The 23,109-nt window shown below is 62.4% G+C and carries 19 protein-coding genes; 11 read left to right on the forward strand and 8 right to left on the reverse strand.

Going from position 1 to position 23,109, the window contains the following annotated elements; genetic code table 11:
• The 10 genes from MESS4_RS21030 (at position 1) to MESS4_RS21070 (ending at position 11,918) form a co-directional block, all read left to right on the forward strand.
• Complete coding sequence (locus MESS4_RS21030; protein ID WP_006335284.1) at positions 1-1,302, forward strand: alpha/beta hydrolase; 1,302 nt, start codon at positions 1-3, stop codon at positions 1,300-1,302.
• Between the two features lie 577 nt (positions 1,303-1,879).
• Complete coding sequence (locus MESS4_RS32515; RefSeq protein ID WP_081609809.1) at positions 1,880-2,197, forward strand: hypothetical protein; 318 nt, start codon at positions 1,880-1,882, stop codon at positions 2,195-2,197.
• A gap of 168 nt (positions 2,198-2,365) precedes the next feature.
• The gene (locus MESS4_RS21035) at positions 2,366-4,744 is read left to right on the forward strand and encodes an arylsulfatase (protein ID WP_006335285.1); all 2,379 of its coding nucleotides are present in this window, start codon (positions 2,366-2,368) and stop codon (positions 4,742-4,744) included.
• A gap of 168 nt (positions 4,745-4,912) precedes the next feature.
• Complete coding sequence (locus tag MESS4_RS21040; RefSeq protein WP_198292786.1) at positions 4,913-5,227, forward strand: hypothetical protein; 315 nt, start codon at positions 4,913-4,915, stop codon at positions 5,225-5,227.
• Between the two features lie 70 nt (positions 5,228-5,297).
• The gene (locus MESS4_RS31250; RefSeq protein ID WP_006335287.1) at positions 5,298-5,741 is read left to right on the forward strand and encodes a DUF202 domain-containing protein; all 444 of its coding nucleotides are present in this window, start codon (positions 5,298-5,300) and stop codon (positions 5,739-5,741) included.
• Between the two features lie 88 nt (positions 5,742-5,829).
• A complete protein-coding gene (locus MESS4_RS21050) occupies positions 5,830-6,807 on the forward strand; it encodes a formylglycine-generating enzyme family protein (RefSeq protein ID WP_006335288.1) in 978 nt (325 codons plus the stop codon).
• A 7-nt stretch (positions 6,808-6,814) separates the two neighbouring features.
• Positions 6,815-7,171: a DUF1622 domain-containing protein gene (locus tag MESS4_RS21055; protein ID WP_006335289.1), complete on the forward strand. Its 357-nt coding sequence runs from the start codon at positions 6,815-6,817 to the stop codon at positions 7,169-7,171.
• 124 nt (positions 7,172-7,295) lie between these two features.
• Positions 7,296-9,170, forward strand: a complete 1,875-nt coding sequence (locus MESS4_RS21060; protein WP_006335290.1) for a mechanosensitive ion channel family protein — start codon at positions 7,296-7,298, stop codon at positions 9,168-9,170.
• Between the two features lie 37 nt (positions 9,171-9,207).
• A complete protein-coding gene (locus MESS4_RS21065; protein WP_157385633.1) occupies positions 9,208-10,479 on the forward strand; it encodes a hypothetical protein in 1,272 nt (423 codons plus the stop codon).
• 80 nt (positions 10,480-10,559) lie between these two features.
• The gene (locus MESS4_RS21070) at positions 10,560-11,918 is read left to right on the forward strand and encodes an IS1182 family transposase (protein ID WP_006335293.1); all 1,359 of its coding nucleotides are present in this window, start codon (positions 10,560-10,562) and stop codon (positions 11,916-11,918) included.
• A 166-nt stretch (positions 11,919-12,084) separates the two neighbouring features.
• Here the strand turns inward: MESS4_RS21070 and MESS4_RS21075 are convergent, their stop codons facing one another.
• Entirely contained in the window at positions 12,085-14,154 is a 2,070-nt protein-coding gene (locus MESS4_RS21075; RefSeq protein WP_006335298.1) for an NAD(P)-binding protein, read from the reverse strand.
• 279 nt (positions 14,155-14,433) lie between these two features.
• Between MESS4_RS21075 and argE the strand changes: the two genes are divergently transcribed.
• A complete protein-coding gene (gene argE / locus MESS4_RS21080) occupies positions 14,434-15,600 on the forward strand; it encodes an acetylornithine deacetylase (protein ID WP_006335300.1) in 1,167 nt (388 codons plus the stop codon).
• Between the two features lie 12 nt (positions 15,601-15,612).
• On the opposite strand, the gene MESS4_RS21085 is transcribed toward argE, so the two are convergent.
• From MESS4_RS21085 to MESS4_RS21115, 7 genes are all read right to left on the reverse strand, one after another.
• Positions 15,613-16,548: a LysR family transcriptional regulator gene (locus MESS4_RS21085; RefSeq protein ID WP_006335304.1), complete on the reverse strand. Its 936-nt coding sequence runs from the start codon at positions 16,546-16,548 to the stop codon at positions 15,613-15,615.
• Positions 16,549-16,598: 50 nt separating this feature from the next.
• On the reverse strand, positions 16,599-18,089 hold the full coding sequence (locus MESS4_RS21090) for an aldehyde dehydrogenase (RefSeq protein ID WP_006335305.1): 1,491 nt from the start codon (positions 18,087-18,089) through the stop codon (positions 16,599-16,601).
• A gap of 40 nt (positions 18,090-18,129) precedes the next feature.
• Complete coding sequence (locus tag MESS4_RS21095; protein ID WP_006335306.1) at positions 18,130-18,804, reverse strand: DUF1028 domain-containing protein; 675 nt, start codon at positions 18,802-18,804, stop codon at positions 18,130-18,132.
• Between the two features lie 4 nt (positions 18,805-18,808).
• On the reverse strand, positions 18,809-19,225 hold the full coding sequence (locus tag MESS4_RS21100; RefSeq protein WP_006335307.1) for a RidA family protein: 417 nt from the start codon (positions 19,223-19,225) through the stop codon (positions 18,809-18,811).
• A 44-nt stretch (positions 19,226-19,269) separates the two neighbouring features.
• Positions 19,270-20,544 carry an NAD(P)/FAD-dependent oxidoreductase gene (locus MESS4_RS21105; protein WP_006335308.1) on the reverse strand — a complete coding sequence of 425 codons (1,275 nt, stop codon included), beginning with the start codon at positions 20,542-20,544 and terminating at the stop codon, positions 19,270-19,272.
• Between the two features lie 148 nt (positions 20,545-20,692).
• The gene (locus tag MESS4_RS21110) at positions 20,693-22,297 is read right to left on the reverse strand and encodes a GMC family oxidoreductase N-terminal domain-containing protein (protein ID WP_006335310.1); all 1,605 of its coding nucleotides are present in this window, start codon (positions 22,295-22,297) and stop codon (positions 20,693-20,695) included.
• Positions 22,298-22,302: 5 nt separating this feature from the next.
• Positions 22,303-23,106 carry an ABC transporter ATP-binding protein gene (locus tag MESS4_RS21115; protein ID WP_006335311.1) on the reverse strand — a complete coding sequence of 268 codons (804 nt, stop codon included), beginning with the start codon at positions 23,104-23,106 and terminating at the stop codon, positions 22,303-22,305.
• Positions 23,107-23,109: the final 3 nt, after the last annotated feature.

The raw sequence follows: 23,109 nt of genomic DNA on the forward strand, positions 1-23,109 counted from the left end.
ATGCATCGCTTGAATTGGCGGATCGGTTTGTTGGCGAGATGCTCCCTGGCATCTGTCCTGCTGCTTTCGGTCGCCGGATGTGCCTCCAGGCCGACCAACGTTCTGCTGCCTGTAGCGGATACCTCTCCTACGTCCAGCAAGGTGGAGATGCTGGTAGCGACGACCCGCGCGCGCTCCGCCAATCCGGCCGAGATGTATACGGGCGAGCGAGGACTGGCCCCGTCGTTTGCGGATGTTACGGTGTCGATCCCTCCGGATTCGGTCCGCAAGGTCGGCGAGGTCGCCTGGCCCAAGAAGCTGCCCTCAAACCCGGCTACGGATTTCGCGGTTCTGAAAGCCCAGGAATTGTCGGTGGAGGGTGCGAAGGCGTGGCTAAATGCCTCCGTGAAAAAGAGCCCCGACCATAGCGTCCTGGTCTTCATTCATGGATTCAACAATCGGTTCGAAGACTCTCTTTATCGCTTTGCCCAGATTGCAAAGGACACGGGCACGGATAGCGCTCCGATCCTGGTCACGTGGCCTTCTCGTGGCAGTACGCTTGCCTATGGCTATGATCGGGAAAGTACCAATTACACCCGCAACGGCGTTGAGAACCTTTTCCAATACCTTGCGCGCGATCCTGAGATAAAGGAAGTCTCGATACTCGCTCATTCGATGGGCAACTGGCTTGCCTTGGAATCCTTGCGCCAGATGGCCATCCGCAATGGCGGCCTGCCGGCGAAATTCAAGAACGTCATGCTGGCGGCGCCTGACGTCGATGTCGACGTGTTTCGCACGCAGATTGCCGACATGGGCAAACAGCACCCGCAGTTCACCCTCTTTGTCTCGCAGGACGATCGCGCGCTCAAGGTTTCGCGGCGGGTCTGGGGCAATATCCCCAGGCTCGGATCCATCGATCCAGAGCAAGCTCCCTTCAAGGAAGAACTCGCCGATAACAACGTGACCGTCATCGATCTGACAAAGATCAAATCCGGAGACAGCTTGAACCATGGCAAGTTCGCCTCATCTCCGCAGATCGTTCGGCTGATCGGGGCGCGGATGGCCAACGGCCAGACATTGACTGACAACAGGATAGGTTTGGGCGACACGATCGTACAAGCGACGACCGGCGCGGCGGCGGCTGCTGGCAGCGCTGCAGGGTTGGTGATTTCGGCACCCGTTGCGGTGGTCGATCAGAACACCAGAGAAAACTACGGCAATGAGGTCGAGGCACTGGCAGGCTCGAACAGTTCAAAATCAAAGACAGCAGCCAAGGCCGGGTGCGGCACAGGCACGGCGAAGATGGCAAACTGCAAAAAGTAGCAGACAACGATCTTGTCAGCGCCTGACCTGCCTTGAGATCGGCTTGGACTGACATCTCTGAAAATGACAAAGCTCTCCTGCGCACGTCCATCGCTGGACGCCAGAAAACGGTAGAAAAGCACACACGTTGAATGTGATGCGGCGGTTGGCGTCCTCGCTGCAGTCATGTTCGCCAGCGCGCGATTTGTAGCACCGGCAACGTCACATTGCGGGCCATCCTGTAACTAACCCGCTGCCGGTCGCTGTCTTACACATTACCCCACGTAACTTACGTTCCGCCGCTGGCCCCGAGCAGTAATCTGCCCCCGTCTGGTGACGGTCAACGATCCTAAGTCGCCCTAGGGTGTGTTGAGATTCAGGTCAGGCCGCGTCGAGAATGGTGGCTTCCGAGAACCGGAGCGGAGCGTACTTAAAGTACGTGAGCACCGGAAGCGCAGGAAACCGCCATTCGCAGGCCGGCCTCACCTGAATCTCAACACACCCTAATACAGAAGTCTTTCTTCAGCCCTCTATAGGGCGTGTTTTTTGCGCAAAAGTCGAAGGCGCGTCTGGCGGCAGATAAAACAAAAATGGGAGAATGGACGTGAAAACAATCAAGTGGTGTCTCGCTATCCTGGCGGTTGTTGCCGGATTGGCGCTCGACGGCAGCGCACTCGGAATCTCCGGTCTTGTCGTATCGAAGGCGCAAGCAAGAGTTGGTCGACCACTGACCCCTAGAAGCGTTGCCGGAGTTGGCAGACGCACCACGCGCCGCGTCATACGCAGATCGACAATCTACGTCGCGAGGCTTCCGGCCAGTTGCGGCAAGGTCGTTATCAACGGCGTGCACGTCTGGCACTGCGGACACACCTACTACCAGGCGACAGGCGGCCGTTACGTGGTCGTGTACCCCTGAGCATGAGCTGCCCGAAGCCGCGCCGCGATATCTCGGCATCGATATCTCGGCATAAGGACCACGCTCGCCGTGACCATCCTTTCGGAATGCGGTCGGTCGGCTACCGGATTTATCGAATGCTGGTGGTGAGTCACCACTGAGAACGAAGCACTTCAGAGGAGATCAGCAATGACCAATGAGAACGACAAGATCAACCGCACAGTCCTACCGATGCCGTCACGGCCGCGAACAGGCCTCATCACCTATGACGCCAAAGATCCAGATACCAAATTTCCGCCGATCGAGCAGTTGCGCCCGCCTAAGGGGGCGCCCAATGTCATCGTCATTCTGATCGACGACGTCGGCTTCGGCGCCTCCAGCGCCTTCGGCGGGCCGTGCAACACGCCGAACGCCGAGCGCCTCGCCGCGCGGGGCCTGAAATACAATCGCTTCCACACGACGGCGCTGTGCTCGCCGACGCGCCAGGCGCTGCTCACCGGCCGCAATCATCACTCGGTCGGCATGGGCGGCATCACAGAGATCGCCAGCGGCTCGCCCGGTTACTGCTCCGTGCTGCCCAACACGATGGCCCCCCTCGCCAAGACGCTGAAGCTGAACGGCTATGGCACCGCGCAGTTCGGCAAATGCCATGAAGTGCCGGTGTGGGAGACGAGCCCGGCCGGCCCGTACACGGCATGGCCGACCGGCGGTGGCGGCTTCGAGTATTTCTACGGTTTCATCGGCGGCGAGGCACACCAGTGGTATCCGTCGCTCTACGAGGGCACGACGCCGATTGAAGTGAAGAAGACACCCGAAGAGGGCTATCACTTCATGGAGGATATGACCGACAAGGCGATCGGCTGGATCGGCCAGCAGAAGGCGCTGATGCCCGACAAACCCTTCTTCATCTATTTCGCGCCCGGCGCCACCCATGCGCCGCATCATGTGCCGAAGGAATGGGCCGATAAATACAAGGGCAAGTTTGACCAGGGCTGGGACGAAGTGCGCAAGGAGACCTTCGCGCGCCAGAAGAAGCTGGGCGTCATACCCAAGGACTGCGAGCTGACCGCTCGGCACGAACAGATTCCTTCCTGGGACAGCATGGACGAGAAGATGAAGCCCGTGCTGCGTCGCCAGATGGAAGTCTATGCCGGCTTCCTCGAATATGCCGACCATCATGTCGGCCGGCTGTTCGACACGCTTGACCAGCTCAAAATCGCCGACGACACACTGATCTACTACATTATTGGCGACAATGGCGCCTCGGCGGAAGGTACGTTGATCGGGTGCTACAACGAGATGGCGAACTTCAATGGCCTCGCCGCGCTCGAGACGCCGGAATTCCTGATGGAGCGTCTCGATAAGCTGGGCGGGCCGGAATCCTACAACCACTTCGCGGTCGGCTGGGCGCACGCTATGAACACGCCCTATCAGTGGACCAAGCAGGTTGCTTCCCACTGGGGCGGCACGCGCAACGGCACGATCGTGAGCTGGCCGACCGGCATCAAGGCCAAGGGCGAGATCCGCTCACAATTCCATCACGTGATCGACGTTGCGCCGACCGTTCTCGAGGCGGCGGGCCTGCCGCATCCGGTGTCGGTCGAGGGCGTCCAGCAGGCGCCGATCGAGGGCACCAGCATGGTCTACTCGATGAATGACGCGAAGGCAGCGGACCGTCACGAGACCCAGTATTTCGAGATGTTTGGCAATCGCGGCATCTACCACAAGGGCTGGACGGCGGTGACGCGGCACAAGACGCCGTGGATGCTTCACGGCGAAAAGGTGCCGGCCTTCGACGATGATGTCTGGGAGCTCTACGACACCACCAAGGACTGGAGCCAGGCGAAGAACCTCGCAAAGGCAATGCCGGACAAACTGCACGAGCTGCAGCGGCTCTGGCTGATCGAAGCGACACGCTACAATGTGCTGCCCTTGGACGATCGGGTGGCTGAGCGCATGAACTCCGATATGGCCGGCCGACCGGTGCTGATCAAGGGCAATACCCAGATTCTGTTCGGCGGGATGGGGCGTCTATCGGAGAATTCTGTCCTCAACATGAAGAACAAGTCGCACTCAGTGTCGGCGGAAATCGACGTGCCCGAAGGCGGGGCGGAGGGCGTCATCATCGCACAGGGCGGCAATATTGGTGGCTGGACGCTCTACGTGAAGGACGGGAAGTTGAAGTATTGCTACAATCTGATCGGCGTGAAGCACTTCTTCGCCGAATCGAAAGACAAGATACCGTCGGGCTCGCACCAGGTCCGTATGGAGTTCGACTACGACGGTGGGGGCGTCGCCAAAGGTGGCAAAGCGAATCTGTTCATCGACGGCAAGAAGGTCGGCGAAGGGCGGGTCGATGCCACGGCGCCGACCGTCTTCTCAGCCGACGACGGCACCGACGTCGGTTCCGACACCGGCGCGCCGGTGTCGCCCGATTACGGACCGCGCGGCAACGAGTTCAACGGTAAGATCCGCGGTATCCAACTTGCGATCGGGGACGACGCCAATCATCCCGACCATCAGGTCTCGCCGGAGGAAGCTCTCCGCGTAGCGATGGCACGGCAGTAAGGGCCGGGCGCAGGCGGGACCGGCAAAAGCATCGCCGGTCCCGCGCACACGTCTTCTCCAAAAGGGACTGAGGAAATGGTAATCGCCGATATTCTGCAGCGCTTTTGGGAGAACATTCTCGATCGGCCGAGCGGGCCACTTGCGCTCAGGTTCCTGCTCCAGCCTGCAATGGCTACTCTTTTCGCAATACGCGACGGCATCAAGGACGCTCGTGCCGGGCGCTCGCCGTATTTCTGGACGGTCCTATCCAAGCCCGACGAACGCCGCCAGCGGTTGAACGAAGGATTGAGGTCGACAGGCAAGATCATCGTACTCGCCGTCATCCTGGACACGGTCTATCAGTTCATCGAACTCGGCACCTTCTATCCCGGCGAAGCCTTGGTCGTGGCGTTTGTTCTCGCCTTCGTTCCCTACCTCCTGATCCGAGGCCCCGCGGCTCGCATCGCGCGCTGGTGGAGCGGCCGTCCAGCACCGCATGGCTAGTGATGAAAGGGACATAAGTGATCTCCCGCCGAAGCAGAACCAAGTGATAGTGACATAGAGGAGACCAGAAATGGCGAGCCCTCCCGTAGAAAGCCAAGAAGCGAGGTTCCAGGTCCACGTCACGGCTGAAAGTCATTTTTCGTGGTTACGCACGCGGCTCAGTGTCGAGCGCACCATGATGTCGTGGATTCGCACCTCGATCGCCTGCATCGGTTTCGGCTTCACGATTGTTCAGTTCTTCGATCGTCTTGGGTCCATGGAAGGAATTGCTGCCGCCCTTCGCCCGCAGGCTCCACGATATATCGGCCTCGCCCTCATCGCGGCAGGGATATTGGCGCTGGCAATCTCACTTGTTCAATATCGCTGGGGTGTCCGCTACCTGTGGAGCGAGCCGTATCGCTCCATAGCGGGAGCTAAGGCTCACGAAATGCAGACGCCAATCATCGGTCTGACGATCATGCTGATGCTCACCGGCCTGCTCGCCTTTGGCGCGGTCCTTGTTCGAGCGGTATAGGCAGAGGAAAGTAGATGAAGATTGCGGGCATGAGCTTCGACTTTGGCATCGTGGGACGCCACGATGGGAACGACGCTGGGGGTGTTCTATGAATAGCTCTGTTGGCCTGAGCCATCGCAACCAGGATTTCGCGCCACCGCACTTCAAGGACATGGTTTGGATCCCCGGTGGCACATTTCTGATGGGGTCGGACCAGCACTATCCCGAAGAAGCGCCGGCGCACCGCGTCAGGGTGAATAGCTTCTGGATGGACTGCTACACGATAACCAATCGTGAGTTCGAGCGTTTCGTCGCGGAAACCGGCTATGTGACGCTCGCCGAGCGTCCGGCGGATCCCGCACAGTATCCCGGAGCAAAGCCGGAACTGCTGGCGCCGTCGTCGGCCATATTCAAGAAGCCGGCTCAGAGGGTCGACATTCGCAACCCCTATAATTGGTGGGTGTATGTGGGAGGCGCCAACTGGCGGCACCCGCGCGGTCCAGCCAGTTCCATCAAGAAGCTGCTGGACCATCCGGTCGTCCATGTCGCGTTCCAGGATGCTGAAGCCTACGCGAATTGGGCCGGCAAGGAATTGCCGACGGAGGCCGAGTGGGAGTTCGCCGCTCGCGGCGGGCTCGACGGCGCCTCCTTTGTCTGGGGCGACGAACTGGCGCCAGGCGGGAAGCACTTGGCCAACACCTGGCAGGGCGAGTTTCCTTATGAAAACCGAAACGAGGATGGCTACGAGTGGACTGCTCCGGTCGGCTCGTTCCCGGCCAATGGCTTCGGCCTTTACGACATGGCCGGCAACGTTTGGCAGTGGACGACGGATTGGTATCAAGAGCACTCCAGGATCGACAGCCCTTGCTGCACCATTGAAAATCCCCGCGGCGGCGAACGCGACGCGAGCTATGACCCCAACAACCCGGACGTCCAGATCCCGCGCAAGGTCACCAAGGGCGGCTCCTACCTCTGCGCCCCCAACTACTGTCAGCGCTATCGACCCGCGGCCCGCATGTCGCAACCGATCGACACCTCGACCGGGCATCTCGGTATGCGTTGCATAGTTCGCAACGTGGATCCTTGAGGCTGCCATGGAAGCGGGATTTGCCGAGGTCACCGCCTACGCGCTGCTGCTGATCGACGCGATTGCGCTCTGCGCCATCGTCTACGGCACAATCGAGGCGTTCATCGCTACCATTCGTGCCTTGCTCATGCCTTCATCGCGCGAGCCGGGGCGTGGCATCTGGCTGAGGTATGCCCGCTGGCTCGTGGCAGGCCTAACCTTCCAGCTCGCCGCGGACATCATCGAGACGATGGTGCGCCCGGGTTGGGATGACATTGGACGATTGGCGGCAATTGCCGTCATTCGGACGTTTCTCAGCTATTTCCTTGACCGAGACATTTCGGAGGCCCGCGAAGAAACAATGGCCCGAGAGATGAAGTCTTGATCGGTCGGAAAAGTAAAACTGTGCAAAACATGAATAATATACTTAAGGCATTTAGCCGCGGCACCGTAAGCAGCCGGTCGACGCGGCTGACTCATAATCTCGGCGCCACAACAGGACGACCAATATGAGCGACAATCCTACGCCGGACGCAGATGTCACCTCTCTAACAACGGCCCTCGAGGACGTTGCAGAACGCTTCGTTGCGGGCGCCCATGCGCGATACCTGGCCTGGTTCGAGGCGCCAGCCGAATTCGATAGCTTGCGGAGCTCGCTGGCCGCCGCGTCGACATCAGTTATTGGCCTCTGCTTCCAGATCATTCTGGTTTCAGGGATCGTCGCCGGCACGTTCCTGTTGATAAGCCGACAGGCAAATAGAGACGGTGCCGGGGGCAGCAGATGGCGCCGCTTCTTATACCGTTCGGCCGCGGCTGTCGCGGCTCTGGTGATCGGCTTGCTCGTTGCGCAGCTTCTCGCTGGTCCGGGCCTGCCTCTGCGGACGTTGCGGCTCTGGACGGTGGTGACCGTGCTCGGCTTCATCATCCTCGCCGCCGTCAGATCACTCTTGATGGGATCGCGGCGAACCAAGTTCGCCGAGCGCTCCGTCCATCTGGCGGCGCTCGTGCACCACCTCTCGCTTGCCATTGGCTTGGCGATCATCGGCGTTGCGCTGTTCGCGACATTAAGGCTCTGGAGCGTCGGGCCGGCCTTGGGGGATCTGCTGCGAACAGGCTTGGGAATTCCGATCTACCTTCTGTTTGCATGGTCGGTATGGCGGCACAGACGCACAATGGCAGCCGCCGTCGCCGGTCCGCGCCCCAGAAGCCGCTGGCGCACCCATCTCGCCAAGATGTGGCCGGCAATCGTGATCGCGTTCCTGATAATCACCTTTCTCAGCACTCAGGCCGCGCTGACCCTGGGAGTACCGCTTCGTGGGTCGGCCGTTCTGCTCACCGCGTTGACGTTTCTCGCCGCGCCGCATCTCGACGCAATGATCGGGAACTGGGCACAGCGCGGGTTGGAGTCTCCTGACATCTCGATCCTGGCAGCGGCAGGGCGACAGACCGCCCGCTTCACCGTCGTGGCTGTCATGATTGCCATGCTGGGAACGCTATGGGCGACACCGCTGGCTGCCGGGTTCGGCATAGATCTGCGAGAGGTCGTCAAGGGCGCATCCGGTGTGGCGCTGATCACGTTGGGGGCGGCGTTTCTGTGGAACGTGGTCGGCACGGTGACGGCTCGCGCCTTGCGCGCGGAGTTACCCGCCGTAGCTGGTGACGAGGAGGAGCTGGGTGCGCCGCGTTCACGGCTGGGCACACTGGTGCCGCTGCTCAGCGCGGTCGGCAAATCGAGTATCGTGGCCCTAGCGCTGCTGTCGATCCTGGTGTCGATCGGGGTCAATGTCTGGCCGCTGATCGCCGGCTTGAGTGTGTTCGGGCTGGCCATCGGCTTCGGCTCGCAGACGCTGGTGAAGGACCTGGTCTCCGGGCTGTTTTTCCTGATCGACGATGCATTCCGCTTCGGCGAATATATCGAATCGTCAGGCGCCAAGGGGACCGTAGAAAAAATCTCGGTCCGGTCGGTTTCCCTTCGCCATCCGCGCGGTGCCTTGGCGACAATTCCCTATGGCTCGATTGGCAAGATCCAGAATTTCAGCCGCGACTGGATGGTCGAGAAACTGATCTTTCGCGTTGCATTCAACACCGATGTCGAAAAAGTCCGCAAGATTTTCAAGAAGATCGGCCAGGATATTTCGGCCAATCCGGAACTTGCCGGAGATCTGCTCGAGCCGTTCAAGAGCCAGGGAATTGCCGATGTTGAGGACGGCACGCTGGTCATCCGGGCCAAATTCAAGGCGAAAGCGGGCAGAAACTTCATGATCCGCCGCGCCGTTTTGACCGCCGTGCACCAGGCATTTCAGGAACACGGCATTCAGGCCGTCCCAAAGCCACTGACATCTAATCCCGGAGCACAACCAGCACAATCCCAGAGCACTGCCTGAGCATTCCGGATAGTCATGATCGCGCTAGCAGTTGCTAGTGACGCTTGCTGGCTCCACGACGGATCGCCAGGGGAATGCGATCAGGGTTCCGGGTCAAATCCGGCTTGAATTGGCCGGCGGTGAGGACCAGGAGCAAAAGTGCACGCAAATGAATGAAACTCGGCACGCAAACGAAGCACTGTTTGAGAATGGACCGCCGGTAAGTCTCCAGCGCCGTCTCGGGTTGGTGAGGGGTAGCCAGTTCAACGTTGGCCGTCGCGCGTTGATAGTCGCAGTGGTGGGGTGGATCCCTCTTCTGGTCTTGGCCGGCTTTCACTCCAATGGAATTGCGTCGATACTTTGGGAAGTGGATGTCCATGCGCGGTACCTCATCGCCGCGCCATTGCTCGTCTTGGCTGAAGCGCAGTGCGCGCCAAGGCTCAATGCCATCGTACGGCATTTTGCCGATGCCGGGCTTGTAACCGACAAGGACCGCGGAGCGTATGACGCGGCAGTAGCATCCACCCGCGCGCTGCTCAATTCGAACCGGGCAGAGATTGTTGTGATCGCTCTTGCCTATCTCGTTGTCGCTGCTGTGGCCTTTTCCCTGTCGTTCGACCAGTTTCCGGTTTGGCACAAGACTGGCAACTCCGCGCCTGCCTTCTCGCCGGCCGGCTGGTGGCACGTGCTGGTTAGCCTCCCTCTGCTGCTCATTTTGCTCTTTGGCTGGGCGTGGCGGTTTACTCTGTGGGCGCGCTTCCTGTGGCGGGTCGCCAGGATGGATCTTAGGCTCTTGGCCTCCCATCCGGATGGCGCAGCCGGCCTTGCCGTGCTCGGATATTCGTTGCGGGCATTTTCCCCAATAGCGATGGCACTTGCCATGATCGTCGCCGGGCGTTCAGCACAGATTGTCTTGGTCGATGGCGTGATGCCGAAAGAGACGATGATTTTCAGTGCTAGCCTCCTGCTCGCTGTTGGCGCCCTGCTTGCCGCGCCATTGTTTTCTTTTACGCCGATTTTGATAAGGGCACTGCAGCGCGGCTCGTTCGAGTACGGAGCGCTTGCCAACAGGGTTGGGGCAGCCTTCGAAGAGAAATGGATCGGGCGCGATCGACTCGTCGACAATTCCGCGTTGGAGAGGCCAGACTTCTCGGCGACCACTGATTTGTACGCGATCGTCGCCAACGTCTATTCGCTGCGGCTAGTCCCGATCGATATGAAAAGCGTTGCCGCACTTGGGGTCGCTTTGCTGCTGCCATTCGTCCCGGTGGTATTCTTGGCACTGCCCGCCGAGCAAATCCTGGCAGAACTCAAAGGGCTGCTATTCTAGCAGCCTGTCGGACTTGATCTGACGACGCGGTTCGGATTCCGTGGCATGGGTTGATTCTGCCTTCTTTGACTGGAGCCATAGTGAGCAACTTTCGCCAGGTTGATCGCGAGACCGGGTTTTTGCTGCTGCCGTCGGTGGATGAATGGCTGCCCGAGCGGCATCTGGCGCGCTTCGTTGTGGAGGTGATCGAGCGGCTCGACCTGTCGGCGATGGTCAAGGCCTATCGCGGCTCGGGCTCGGCCTCGTATCACCCAAGCATGCTGTTGGGGCTTCTGGTCTACGGCTACGCCACGGGGGTGTTCTCGTGCCGCCAGCTGGAGCGCGCCACCTACGATTCGGTGGCGTTCCGCTTCATCGCTGCCAACGACCATCCCGACCACGACACCATCGCCACCTTCCGGCGCCGGTTTCTCAGGGAGATCGAAGGCCTGTTCGTCCAGGTCCTGATGCTGGCCCGGGAGGCCGGGGTGCTCAAGCTGGGCACGGTGGCGCTGGACGGCACCAAGGTTCACGCCAACGCCAGCCGGCACAGCGCGCTGTCCTATGAGCATGCCAGCAAGCTCGAGGCGCAGCTGAAGGCCGAGATCAAGGAGCTGATGGCGCTGGCGGAGGCTGCCGATTCCGCGGATGCGCCGGACGGCATGTCGGTGCCGCAAGAGCTGGCCCGGCGCGAGGAGCGCTTGGCCCGCATCGCCGAGGCCAAGGCGAAGATCGAGGCGCGGGCCAAGGAGCGCTTCGCGCGCGAGCAGGCCGATCATGAAGCGAAGATGAGGGCCCGCGCGGAGAAGGCGCGGAAGACGGGCCGCAAGCCGGGCGGTCGGCCGCCGCAGCCACCGACGGCAGGGCCCGGCGCCAAGGATCAGGTCAACCTGACCGACGAAGACTCGCGCATCATGCCGGGGCCAGGCGGCGGCTTCGAGCAGGCCTACAACGCGCAAGCCGCGGTGGCGACCGGCAGCCTGCTGGTGGTCGCCAACGATGTGGTGCAGGCCGCCAACGACAAGGAGCAGATCGCGCCGACGCTGGCGGCGCTCGCCGCGCTTCCCGAGGCGCTGGGCAAGCCCGAGGCCATGCTGGCGGACACCGGTTATTTCAGCAACGCCAACGTGACGGCGTGCGCCGCGGCCAAGATCGCGCCGCTGATCGCGCTCGGGCGGGAGCGCCACAATCTGTCGTGGCAGGACCGTTTCGCCAAAGCGCCGCCGGCCCCGGACAACCCGACGCCGCTCAAGGCGATGGCGCATCGGCTCGCTTCGCCCGAGGGCCGGCAACTCTATGCCCTGCGCAAGCAGACGCCCGAACCGGTGTTCGGCATCATCAAATCGGTCATGGGTTTCCGACAGTTCTCCCTGCGCGGCCTCGAAAAGGTCAAAGGCGAATGGAACCTGGTCACCATGGCCTGGAACGTGAAGCCCATGTTCGCCCTCGCCCCTGCCTGACAGGGCAAGCCAAAACCGCATCATCGCAAAAACACGCGCTACCATGAAAACTTCACGTCCCTATCCATTTCCGTCCGACATCGCAGACCTCAGTCCGACAGGCTGCTAGCGCGAAACACGATCGGCTTGGGGCGGCGTCATTTCCCATTCAAGCCATGCCATCGGCCTACCCCGCCGCCAAAGCCGTCACTTCACGGCGGAACGGCAGCGCATCACCGATATCGTCTTCGTCCAGTTCGCGCGCGAAGCGGTGTCCGGCATAGGTCGCCCAGGCGATCGGACCTGGCGCCTCGGCATCGCCTATGACCTTGATCGAGCGAATGCCATTGTCGGCCCATTCGTCCCGCCGCGCCTTCAATTCCTGCCAGACACCATCGTCCTGCTGGCGCGACGTCACCAGCACCACGGCGTTGGCGGCAATGTCGCGTTCGACACCGGTGTAGGCACAGGCGGTGGCAACGCCTCCCAGCACGACGCGCGTCACGGTCCGGTTCAGCACGATCTCGACGCCGAGCTCGGCCAGCCGGCGATGGATGGCGCCCTGCTCCAGTGTGTTGCGGGTCCAATCGGACACATACGCTGACGGCGTCACCAGCGTCACCGTCGCGCCCTGGCGGGCCATCAGTTCGGCCAGAACGCCACCCATGTAATAGTGGTCGTCGTCGAACAGCACGACAGTGCCGGCCGGCACATTGCCGCCCATCAAATCGTCGGGCGTGTAGACCGGCATGGCCGGGTCCACCGGCATCGGCACGACATGCGCGCGCGCCACGCCATCGCGGCGCCATGTCGAACCGATGGCGATGGCGACGTTTTGAAAGCCGAAGGCCAGGATATCCTCGGCCGACAATCGGCTCTCGAAATAGACGTTGACATTAGACATCTGGCTGAGCTGATACTGACGATAGTCGCGCACGCGGCCCCATGCCGAGAGGCCGGGCAAGCGGCATTCTCGCGCCACCCGGCCCCCAAGCTCGGTGCCGGCTTCTGCGATGGCCACCTGATAGCCGCGCAGGCCGAGCGCGCGGGCGGCCTCCAGTCCGGCAGGACCGGCGCCGACGATCAGCACGCTGTCGCTGTCACCCTTGACCTGCATGCGCTCGGGATGCCAGCCCTTGCGCCACTCTTCCATGAATGTCGGGTTCTGCGTGCAGCGCGAGATCGACATGGTCATGTCGCCGGTGATGCAGATGTTGCAGCCGATGCATTCGCGAATGTCCTCGATCCGCCCCTCCTCCACCTTCTTCGGCAGGAAGGGATCGGCAATCGACGGCCGTGCGCAACCGATGAAATCCAGCGTACCGGACTTGATCATCTTCACCATCACATCCGGCGAAGTGAAGCGACCGACACCGACGACCGGCTTCGAGGTCAGTTTCTTGATGCCGGACACCAGGCTCTCCTGCGCGCCTTCCTCCTTGAACCGCGACGGCCCGGAGCAGTCTTCCCAGGCGCCATGCGCCAGATCCCACAGGTCGGGCAGATCGGCATGCATCTCGATCATGTCGCGCACTTCGGAATTGGCAAAACCAAGCTCGCCGATCATCTCGTCCAGTGACAGCCGCAGCGTCAGGCCGCACGTGTCGCCGATGGCGTCGCGACCCTCTTCGATCAGTTCGCGCATCAGCCGCGAGCGGTTTTCCAGCGCACCGCCATATTCGTCGGTGCGCTGGTTGGTGGCGGTGGACAGGAAGTGCTGGATGATGCCGAAACCATGCGCGCCGTAGAGACAGACCAGATCGAAACCTGCCAGCTTGGCGCGTTTGAAGGCATTGCGGTGCCAGCGGCGCAGGTCGCGTATATCCTGCTTGTCCATGGCGCGGGCCTGAACCGGGTCGTTGGTGAAGGTGCGGATCGGCAAGGCCGACGGTCCGCGCGGCACTTCCTTGGTGTAGAGGTTCGGGCCGTTGATGCCGGAATAGGCCAGTTGGATGCCGGCCAGCGCGCCATACTGGTGCATGGCCTTGGCCATCTTCGCCAGCGCCGGGATGTCGGCGTCGTCCCAAAGCCTGAGCTCGATGAAGGGCGTGATCTCCGAAGTGTGGTGCATCTCGGTCTGTTCGGTGAAGATGACACCCCAGCCGCCTTCCGACTTGACGCGCCGCATCTCAGCCGCTGCCGACGGATCGCGATAGCCGCCGCCATTGCAGTGCGGAACCTGGTAGAAGCGGTTCTTGGCGGTCACCGGACCGATCTTCACAGGCTCGAACAGAATGTCGTAGCGTGGATCACGCATGGTGCTTCCTTCCTGCCAGCGTCGCATCGCGGCATGCGCGGTGATGGTTTCAAACCTTGACGCAAGCCGGTCTGCCCGGTGGGCAGATGCCGTAACCTACTCATAGGTTGCGGCGCGTGCCGGAAAACTACAGATTTCTTCTGTACCGATTAGGACGCGCCTAATCAGCCCCCGCCGCCTGGATTAGCATCCGGTGAATCCCGGCTGAGCCAATTGCGACTTCAAGGCCGTGGCCACGCGATGCTAGATAGCGCGCACGGCCAATGAGACACACGACGCATGGACAGCATCCAGATCCTTGAAAAGCTGATCGCCTTCCCGACGGTTAGCCGCGACTCGAACTTGGACCTCATCGGCTACGTGACGGAGTTGCTTTCGGCACAGGGCATTGCCTGCCAGATCATCCGCAGCGCGGGCGGCCACAAGGCGAACCTGTTCGCCACCATCGGGCCGGCCGACGCTCCCGGCGTCATGCTGTCCGGCCACACCGATGTCGTCCCCATCGACGGCCAGGACTGGACGCTGCCGCCCTTCGAGATGACCGCGCGCGACGGCAAGCTGTACGGCCGAGGTGCTGCCGACATGAAGGGTTTCGTGGCCTGCGCGCTTGCCGCCTGTCTCAGGGCCGCGAAAATGAACCTGCAAACGCCCTTGCATCTGGCGCTTTCTTATGACGAGGAGGTCGGCTGCATCGGCGTGCACAGCCTGATCGACATGCTGCAGGCCGCGCCGCACCGGCCATTGCTGTGCATCGTCGGCGAGCCGACCAACATGCAGGTGGCGACCGGCCACAAAGGCAAGCTCGCAGCACGCGCGATCTGCAGGGGACGCGAAGGCCATTCGGCGCTGGCGCCGCTGGCGCTCAATGCCATTCATCTGGGCTGCGACTTCGTCTCCGCATTGCGCGGCGAACAGGATCGGCTGGCGCGCGACGGCGCGCGCGACGGCGACTACGACATTCCCTACACGACCGTCCACGTCGGCAAGATCAATGCCGGCGTGGCGCTCAACATCGTACCGAACCTCTGCCAACTCGACTTCGAGATCCGCAATGTCGCGGCCGATAATGCCGCCGATATCCTTGAGGGCCTTCGCGCGGAGGCGCAGCGTATTGCCGCTGCCGCTTCAACGATCGAGCCGGAGGCGGCCATCGACATCGACATCACCAACACCTATCCGGGGCTGGAGACGCCGACGAATTCGCAGGCTGTGGCCTTCGTGAAGTCGCTAACCGGCGCCAACGACACCATCAAGGTTGCCTTCGGCACCGAAGGCGGATTGTTCAGCCGCGACCTCGGCACGCCGACCGTCGTTTGTGGACCAGGCTCGATGGCGCAAGGGCACAGACCGGACGAATTCGTCAGCGTCGAACAGATGCGCCGCTGCGACGACATGCTGGACAATCTGCTGCGGCGGCTTGCCGGACAACAGTTGCAGGTCGCCTGACAGAGGCCGCTGTTATTCCACGACCCGCCCGCTGCCGAACACGCCCTGTTCGACGACGAAACGGCGGCAGTGATCGATGAATGCCTGCACCGTCTGGGTGCGGTGCTCGGCGTTGGGCAAGGCGACCCCCATGGTCAAAGGCCGCAAATCCCCCGCCAGGGGTACGAAGACCAGCGGCTTGCCGTCTGGCGCCAGCGTGTTGAGCGGCCGCATGTTGGCGATGCCATAGCCGAAGCCGTTCGCAACCATCGACCGCATCACCGCAATGTCGCCGGTGCGCTCGGCAATGTTCGGCCGGATGCCCCGCGACTGAAAGGCCGAAAGAAAATATTCGCGGCTGTATGGCAGGTCGAGCAGCACCATCGGCTCGTCGGCCAGTTCTTCCGTCGTGATCGAAGCCTTGCCGGCGAAGCGGTGCCCCTGCGGCAGCATGACATAGGCCGGCACCAGCATCAGCGGTTCGAACGTCGTGTCCTGCGACAGTTCGAGATCGTAGGTGAGTGCTGCATCGATTTCGCCTCGCTGCAACATTTCGAGCAACTGACCCTGGTTGCGTTCGAACTGCCGGAACCGCACCTCGGGATAGGCGCGCTCGAATTTCATGCGCAGGGTCGGCATGACGATCTGCGCGAAGGTCAGCAGGCATCCGACCGCCAGTGGGCCGCGCACCTTCTCGGCGATGTCGCCGGCAATATCGTGCAGGGCGTCGGCATCGGCAAGCAGCCTGGCAGCCTCCTTGAGGAAAACGCGCCCGCCGGCCGTCAGCGACAGGCCATGCGAATGCTTGCGCACAAAAAGCTGGACGCCGAATTCGGCCTCGAGCTGCGCGATGGACGCCGAAATCGAGGGCGGCGAAACATTGACCTGCTCGGCCGCCTTGGTAATCGAGCCGGCTTCGCCGACGGCGACGAAATATTCCAGTTGTCTGAGCGTGAAGCGTAACGGCATGGGCTTCTATGTTGCCGGTTTGGGCGCTGCGATCAAGCGCCCGCTCTGCTTCAGTACTTGATCCATGTCGTTTTCAGCGCGGTGTACTTGTCCAGCGAATGCAGCGACAGGTCACGGCCGAAGCCGGATTGCTTGATGCCGCCGAAGGGCGTCATCGGGCTCAGCGCATCGACCGTATTGACGGAGACCGTGCCGGCGCGGAGCCGGCCGGCGACGCGGTGCGCGCGCGAAAGACTGTCGGTCCACAGCGATGCCGCCAGCCCGTATGGGCTGTCATTGGCGATGCGGACAGCCTCCTCTTCGTTGTCGAAGGCTATGACCGAGAGCACCGGCCCGAATATCTCGTCCCTGGCAATCGGGTCGTCATGGGCGACATTGTCGAAGATGGTCGGCTGTATGAAGCTGCCGCGACCGTTGACCGTGACCCGATCGCCGCCGACGACCAGGCGCGCGGTCTTCTTACCGGCCTCCACGAAGCGCATGACGTTGGCGGCGTGGCGGGCATCGACCATGGCGCCCATTTTCGAGGCCGGGTCGAGCGGATCGCCAGGCTGGGTGGCGGCCGCGCGCTCAGCCAGTCTCTCCACGAAGGCATCCTTGATGCCGCGTTCAACGAGCAGACGCGAATTGGCCGAACAGACCTCGCCTTGGTTGAAGAAGATGCCGAACGCCGCCATGTCGGCCGCCGCACCGAGATCGCCGCAATCGGCGAAGACGAGGTTCGGGCTCTTGCCGCCTGTTTCGAGCCAGACCTGCTTCATGTTCGACTGGCCCGAATACTGCAGGAACATCTTGCCGACCGCGGTCGATCCGGTGAAGGCAAGGCAATCGACATCCATGTGGCGGCCAAGCGCCTGGCCGGCCGTCTCGCCAAGGCCAGGCACGACATTGAGCACACCGCTGGGCAGGCCCGCCTCCATGGCGAGTTCCGCCAGCCTGAGCGCAGAGAAAGGCGACTGCTCGGCCGGCTTCAGCACCACCGAATTGCCCGCCGCCAGCGCGGGCGCGCACTTCCATGTGGCCATGTCGAGCGGGAAATTCCACGGCACCACGGCGCCGACCACGCCGAGCGGCTCGCGTCGCACCAGCACCAGATCGCTGCCGCCGGTCGGCGCGATCTCGTCGTAGATCTTGTCGATGGCCTCGCCATACCACTGGAAGATCGCCGCCGAGCCGGGGACGTCGACAGTCGCCGCATCGGTGACCAGCTTGCCCATGTCGAGCGACTCGAGCAGGGCAAGCTCCTGCAGGTTTTCACGCAGCAGCCGCGCCAGCCGCAGCAGCACCTCTTTGCGGTGCGCCGGGCTCGTGCGTGACCAGACACCGGCCTCGAAACTGCGGCGCGCGACGGCAACGGCGAGATCGATATCTTCCTCGCCGCACGACGCCACCTCGGCCAGCGTTTCGCCGGTGGCAGGATTGATGCTGGCGAAGGTTCTGCCTGACCGCGCGGCAACCGTCTTGCCGTCGATGAACGCCTTGTCGCGAAAACGGATCGCGGATGCCTTGCCGATCCAGTCCTTGTGACTGAGTTCGCTCATGCGGATATCTCCCCCTGTGTGCCGGCTACTCGCGTGCCGGCTACTCGTCGCCCGGCACGCCGTAGCTCGGCGCGTCGGACGGATTGATCGCGCGAGTGACATAGGCATCGAGTTGCGGCTTGTAGCGATCCCACAAAGCCGCCAGTTCCTCGATTGGGCAGCTGTCGCTCCAGTCGCAGCGCAGGTCCGCGACGGGCCATGCGACCTCGCGCACCAGCTTCATCCCAGCCGAGTGGACCGGACCCGCCTCGCCACCCGCCTTCAGCGCGGCGCGCATGGTCGCGATCAGGCGGTCGCCGAGATGCCCTTCCGAGGCGAGGAAGGCTTCGACCATGGCTTGCGGCACGCCGTCATGGGCCAGCATGTTGCCGCCGCAGGCGACATTGTCCGCACGCGCTTCCGCCCAGATGCCGAGCGCCTTAGGCCCGGAATGGATCGCGGTGGTACCGGCGGCATCGACGGCCAGCACCTGACGGTAGTCGCTGTAGGCGCCGGTGCGCTTCAGGATAGCGACCGCCTCGGCGGCCGAGGCACCGCGCGCCAGCAGTTCGAGCCCCCTGGTGCCGAGCGTCGGATCGGTGACGTTCTGGCTGGCGACCGCCCCCACGCCCGCCTGCGCATAGGCGCAACGCGCCGCCACCGCCGGAGAGGAAGACGACACCGCGACGCCGAACATGCCGGTGCGGCTGCACCGCGCGACAATGGAGAAGGTCATGGCATCAGTCCGGGATTACGGCGGTGCCGTCGATCTCGACCAGCCAGTCCGGCCGCGCCAGGGCCTGCACGACGAGACCGGTCGAAACAGGATGCACGCCTTTGATGTACTCGCCCATGGTGCGATAGATCGCCTCGCGATGGCGCACGTCGGTGATGTAGACGACCACCTTGACCAGGTGCTCCATGGTGCCGCCGCACTCTTCGATGAGCTGCCTGATGTTCTGCATCACCTTGTGCGTCTGCTCGGCCGGATCGTGGCTGTCGATATTCTTGGCTGTGTCGAGATCCTGAGGACATTGGCCACGCAGATAGACCGTCCGGCCACCCCGCGTGACGACCGCCTGACACAGATCATTGTCGAGCTTCTGCTCAGGATAGGTGTCCTTCGTGTTGAACTTACGGATTCTTGTGTGCGCCATCCTGGTCTCCATCAGATCGGGCTCGTGGCTGTTGTCAGCGTCGGTCAGGCGTCCACCGTCTCGCGCCGTGCTGCAGCGTGATAGGCCAGATATTTGCGCTGTGTCGAAATACGGTCCGCGACATGCTTGGCATCATGCCAGACACCCCAGATGAAACTCGACCCTCTTCGCGACTGCCAGGGAAGCCCGAGAAAAAAGAGGCCAAGCTCGACCGAGACGCCGCGCTGATGCCTTGGCCGGCCCTTCTCGTCAAAAGCATCGACCTTCAACCAGCTGTAGTCGACGGAAAAACCTGTCGCCCAGATGATCGCCGCTATCCCGGCTTCGGCCAGATCGAGCTCACGAAGCGGATTGGTCAAGCAGTCGGGATCCGGGTCGATCCGACGGGCCGCGGGCTCCTCCGGCAGGTCGAGACCGTTGCGGGCAACATAGGCGTCGGCCTCGTCCAGCAGCGACATCAGGTTGGCGTCACCGCGGGCAATGTTCTTCGCCAGATCGGACGCGAAGGTCAGCACGCCGTCCTGATATGTTTTTGTCATGCCGACCAGGGTAAGCCCCTGCGCAGCCAGCCGACGAAAATCAATCGTTTCGCCGCCACGCGCGCCGCTCACCGCAATCGTGACATGCTCCGTGCCAGGCCCCGGGGTCTCGAGGTCCCATTTGCCGAGAACGCCAAGCCACCAGCAGAAATCGCGCCCCCGATAGGCCCGCGGCGGGCGGTCGTGCGCGCCGACCGAGAGGTAGACGCGCCGCCCCGAGCGCTGAAGCTCATCGGCGATCTGCACACCCGACGATCCCGCCCCGACCACCAGCGCCGCGCCCTTTGGCAACTGTCCGGGGTTGCGGTACGCGCTGGAATGAATCTGCAGAATGCCGACATCGCCGGGGACAAGGGCGGGGATGACGGGGACCTGGAAAGGTCCGGTCGCCGCGACGATGCTGTTGGCTTCGATCACGCCGTCCGACGTCTCGACGCGGAACCCGGGTCGACCGACATTTCTTTGCGCGAGCTTGACCTCGACGCCGCAGCGGATCGGCGCATTGATCTGCCTTGCATAGGTGGCGAAATAGTCCGCAACCTCCTCCTTGGAGGGAAAGCCGTCGGGACCCGTCACGGGAAATTCCATGCCCGGGAAACGGTCATGCCAGGCTGGCCCATTGGCAACGAGCGAGTCCCATCGCTGCGAACGCCAGCGCTCGGCGATCCGGCCACGCTCGAGAACGAGATGCGGCACCGCGCATTTGCTCAGATGCTCAGACATAGCCACCCCCGCCTGGCCACCGCCGACGACAAGCGTGTCTATTTTTTCCACTGACATTTCTGCGTCCTTTCCCCTCAAGAGTTTCTGCGGATGCGAGGAGGTCAGATCGCTGGTGTACTGGAGGGACTGATTAGCGAAAATTACGATTTCACGTGGCAGTGGTTAGCTTGTCCCTAAATGCCTGGAGAGACTGGCCAACGCGAGACTACGACAACATCGCCCTGGCCGCTTTTTCGCCGATCATCATGGATGGCGCATTGGTGTTGCCGCCAATCAGCGTCGGCATGATCGAGGCGTCCGCCACGCGCAGATTGTCGAAGCCGCGCACCTTGAGGCCGGCGGGATCGACCACTGCCATGGCGTCGGTGCCCATCTTGGCCGTGCCGACCGGATGATAGACGGTGAGGGCCTCGGCACGCAGATAGGCGAGGATGTCGTCGTCGGTGACGACATCGGGTCCCGGCAGGATTTCCGCTCCGCGAATATCGGCAAAGACCGGCGAAGCCAGGATCGAGCGCGCCAGCTTGATGCCCTCGATAAGGGTCAATGCATCCCGCCCGTCACTGAAGAAGCGATGATCGATCAGCAAATTGCGGCGGGTGCCGTCACGCTGAAGCGTGATTTCGCCGACGCTTCCGGGTCTCAGCACGCAGGTATGCACGGCATAGCCGTGGCCATATTCGACGAGCCGGCCGCGATGGCTGCGATAGCCCGGAACAAAGTGGAATTGGACATCGGGAATATCGCCGGCATATCTCGTCTTGGCGAAGCCGCCGGCCTCGACGTAATTGGTCGTCAGCATGCCTTTGCGCCGGACGAAATACTGAAAAGGTGCGGCCATCATCGCCGGCAGATTGGCAAGCGACAAACCGAGCGTCCTGGCGCTCTTCGACCGCACGGTGATCATGCCGTCAACGTGGTCGCGCAAATTCTTGCCGACGCCCGGCACGTTCATGACCGGTTCCACCCCCGCCGCCTTCAGCTCCTCGGCCGGGCCGATGCCGGAAGCAAGCAGGATGCGCGGCGAGCCGATCGCGCCTGCGCTGAGCACGACTTCGGCACGGCATGTCAGCCTTTGGGCTGATCCGTCCTTGATCACATTGACGCCGGCGACGCGCCCGCTTTCAACCGCCAGATCAAGCACCTCGACGCCTGACAGCACCCGGAGGTCCGGGCGGCCGAGAACCGGCCGGACGAAGGCTGAATAGGCCGAGAACCGTTCCCCCTTGTTCTGGGTGACATTGTAGATGCCGAGACCGAGTTGGCCATCGCCGTTGAAATCGCGGTTTTCGGGCAGGCCCACGTCCCGGCCCGCCTCCACCCACAGGCTGGACACGGTGTTGGGATCACGCGGATTGTCGACCAGCAGTTCGCCCTCGAAGCCGTGATAGGCCGGGTTCTGCGACAGGAGGTTCCGCTCCAGTCTCTTGAACACCGGCAGCACGTCGGCATAGGACCACCCCGCGCAGCCAAGCGCCGCCCACTCGTCATAGTCCTGTGCGGCGCCGCGGATATAGACCATGGAATTGATCGAACTCGACCCGCCGAGAAGCTTGCCGCGGTTGACGGGTATGCGGCGGTTGTTGAGCAGCGGCTGCGGCACGCCCTTGTAGCCGTAGTCGAAAGCCGGATTGCCGTAGAGCGAGAGAATGCCGGCCGGCACGCGCACCCTTGTGCGGTCGTCGCTGCCGCCGGCCTCGATCAGGCAGACGCGGTTGGCGGGGTTGGCGCTCAGCCGGTTAGCCAGGACACAACCGGCCGAGCCCGCGCCAATGACGATATAGTCGAATTCCGCGGTCGCGATGCTCATGCCTTCTAACGCTCGTCGTCTTCGTCGTTCTTCAAGAGCTCGAGGATTTCCCGCTTCATGGCGATGAAGTTCGGCTCCATGACCAGATCCATGCTGCGCGGACGCGGAAGGCCGACGCGGATTTCCTTCTTGATCTGGCCGGGCCGGCCGGACATGGCGAGCACCCGGTCCGCCAGCAGGATCGCCTCGTCAATGTCATGGGTGACGAACAGGACCGTTTTCTTGGAATGGTCCCAGATCCTCAGCAAAAGCTTCTGCATTGAGTGCCGGGTCTGGCTGTCGAGCGCTCCGAAGGGTTCGTCCATCAGCAGCACCTGCGGATCGTTGGCGAGCGCACGCGCAATCGCCACGCGCTGCTTCATGCCGCCCGACAGTTGCGAGGGATAATGGTTGGCGAATTTCGCCAGGCCGACCTCATGGAGAAAATGCTCGACGATGGCCCTGCGCTCGGCCGCCGGCATGCTCTTACGCTTTGGACCGTATTCGACGTTCTGCGCCACGGTGAGCCAAGGGAACAGCGTATAGGCCTGAAACACCATGCCGCGATCCGGGCCCGGCTCGGTGACCGGCTTGCCGCCGACGGCGATCGTGCCGCCGGTGCGCTCCTCGAGTCCGGCGATGAGATAGAGCAGGCTCGACTTGCCGCAGCCGGATGGGCCGACGATCACACAGAACTCATTGGGCGCGACATGGAACGAGATGCCGTCCAGCGCCAGCACTGCGTTGTCGCCCGTGCCGTAGCGCAGCACCACATTGTCAACGCCGATGTCGGCGCTCTTCGGTTTCGTCGCGAGTGTAAGGGCGTCCATTTC

The organism is Mesorhizobium sp. STM 4661 (assembly GCF_000359125.1).
Lineage (GTDB): Bacteria > Pseudomonadota > Alphaproteobacteria > Rhizobiales > Rhizobiaceae > Mesorhizobium.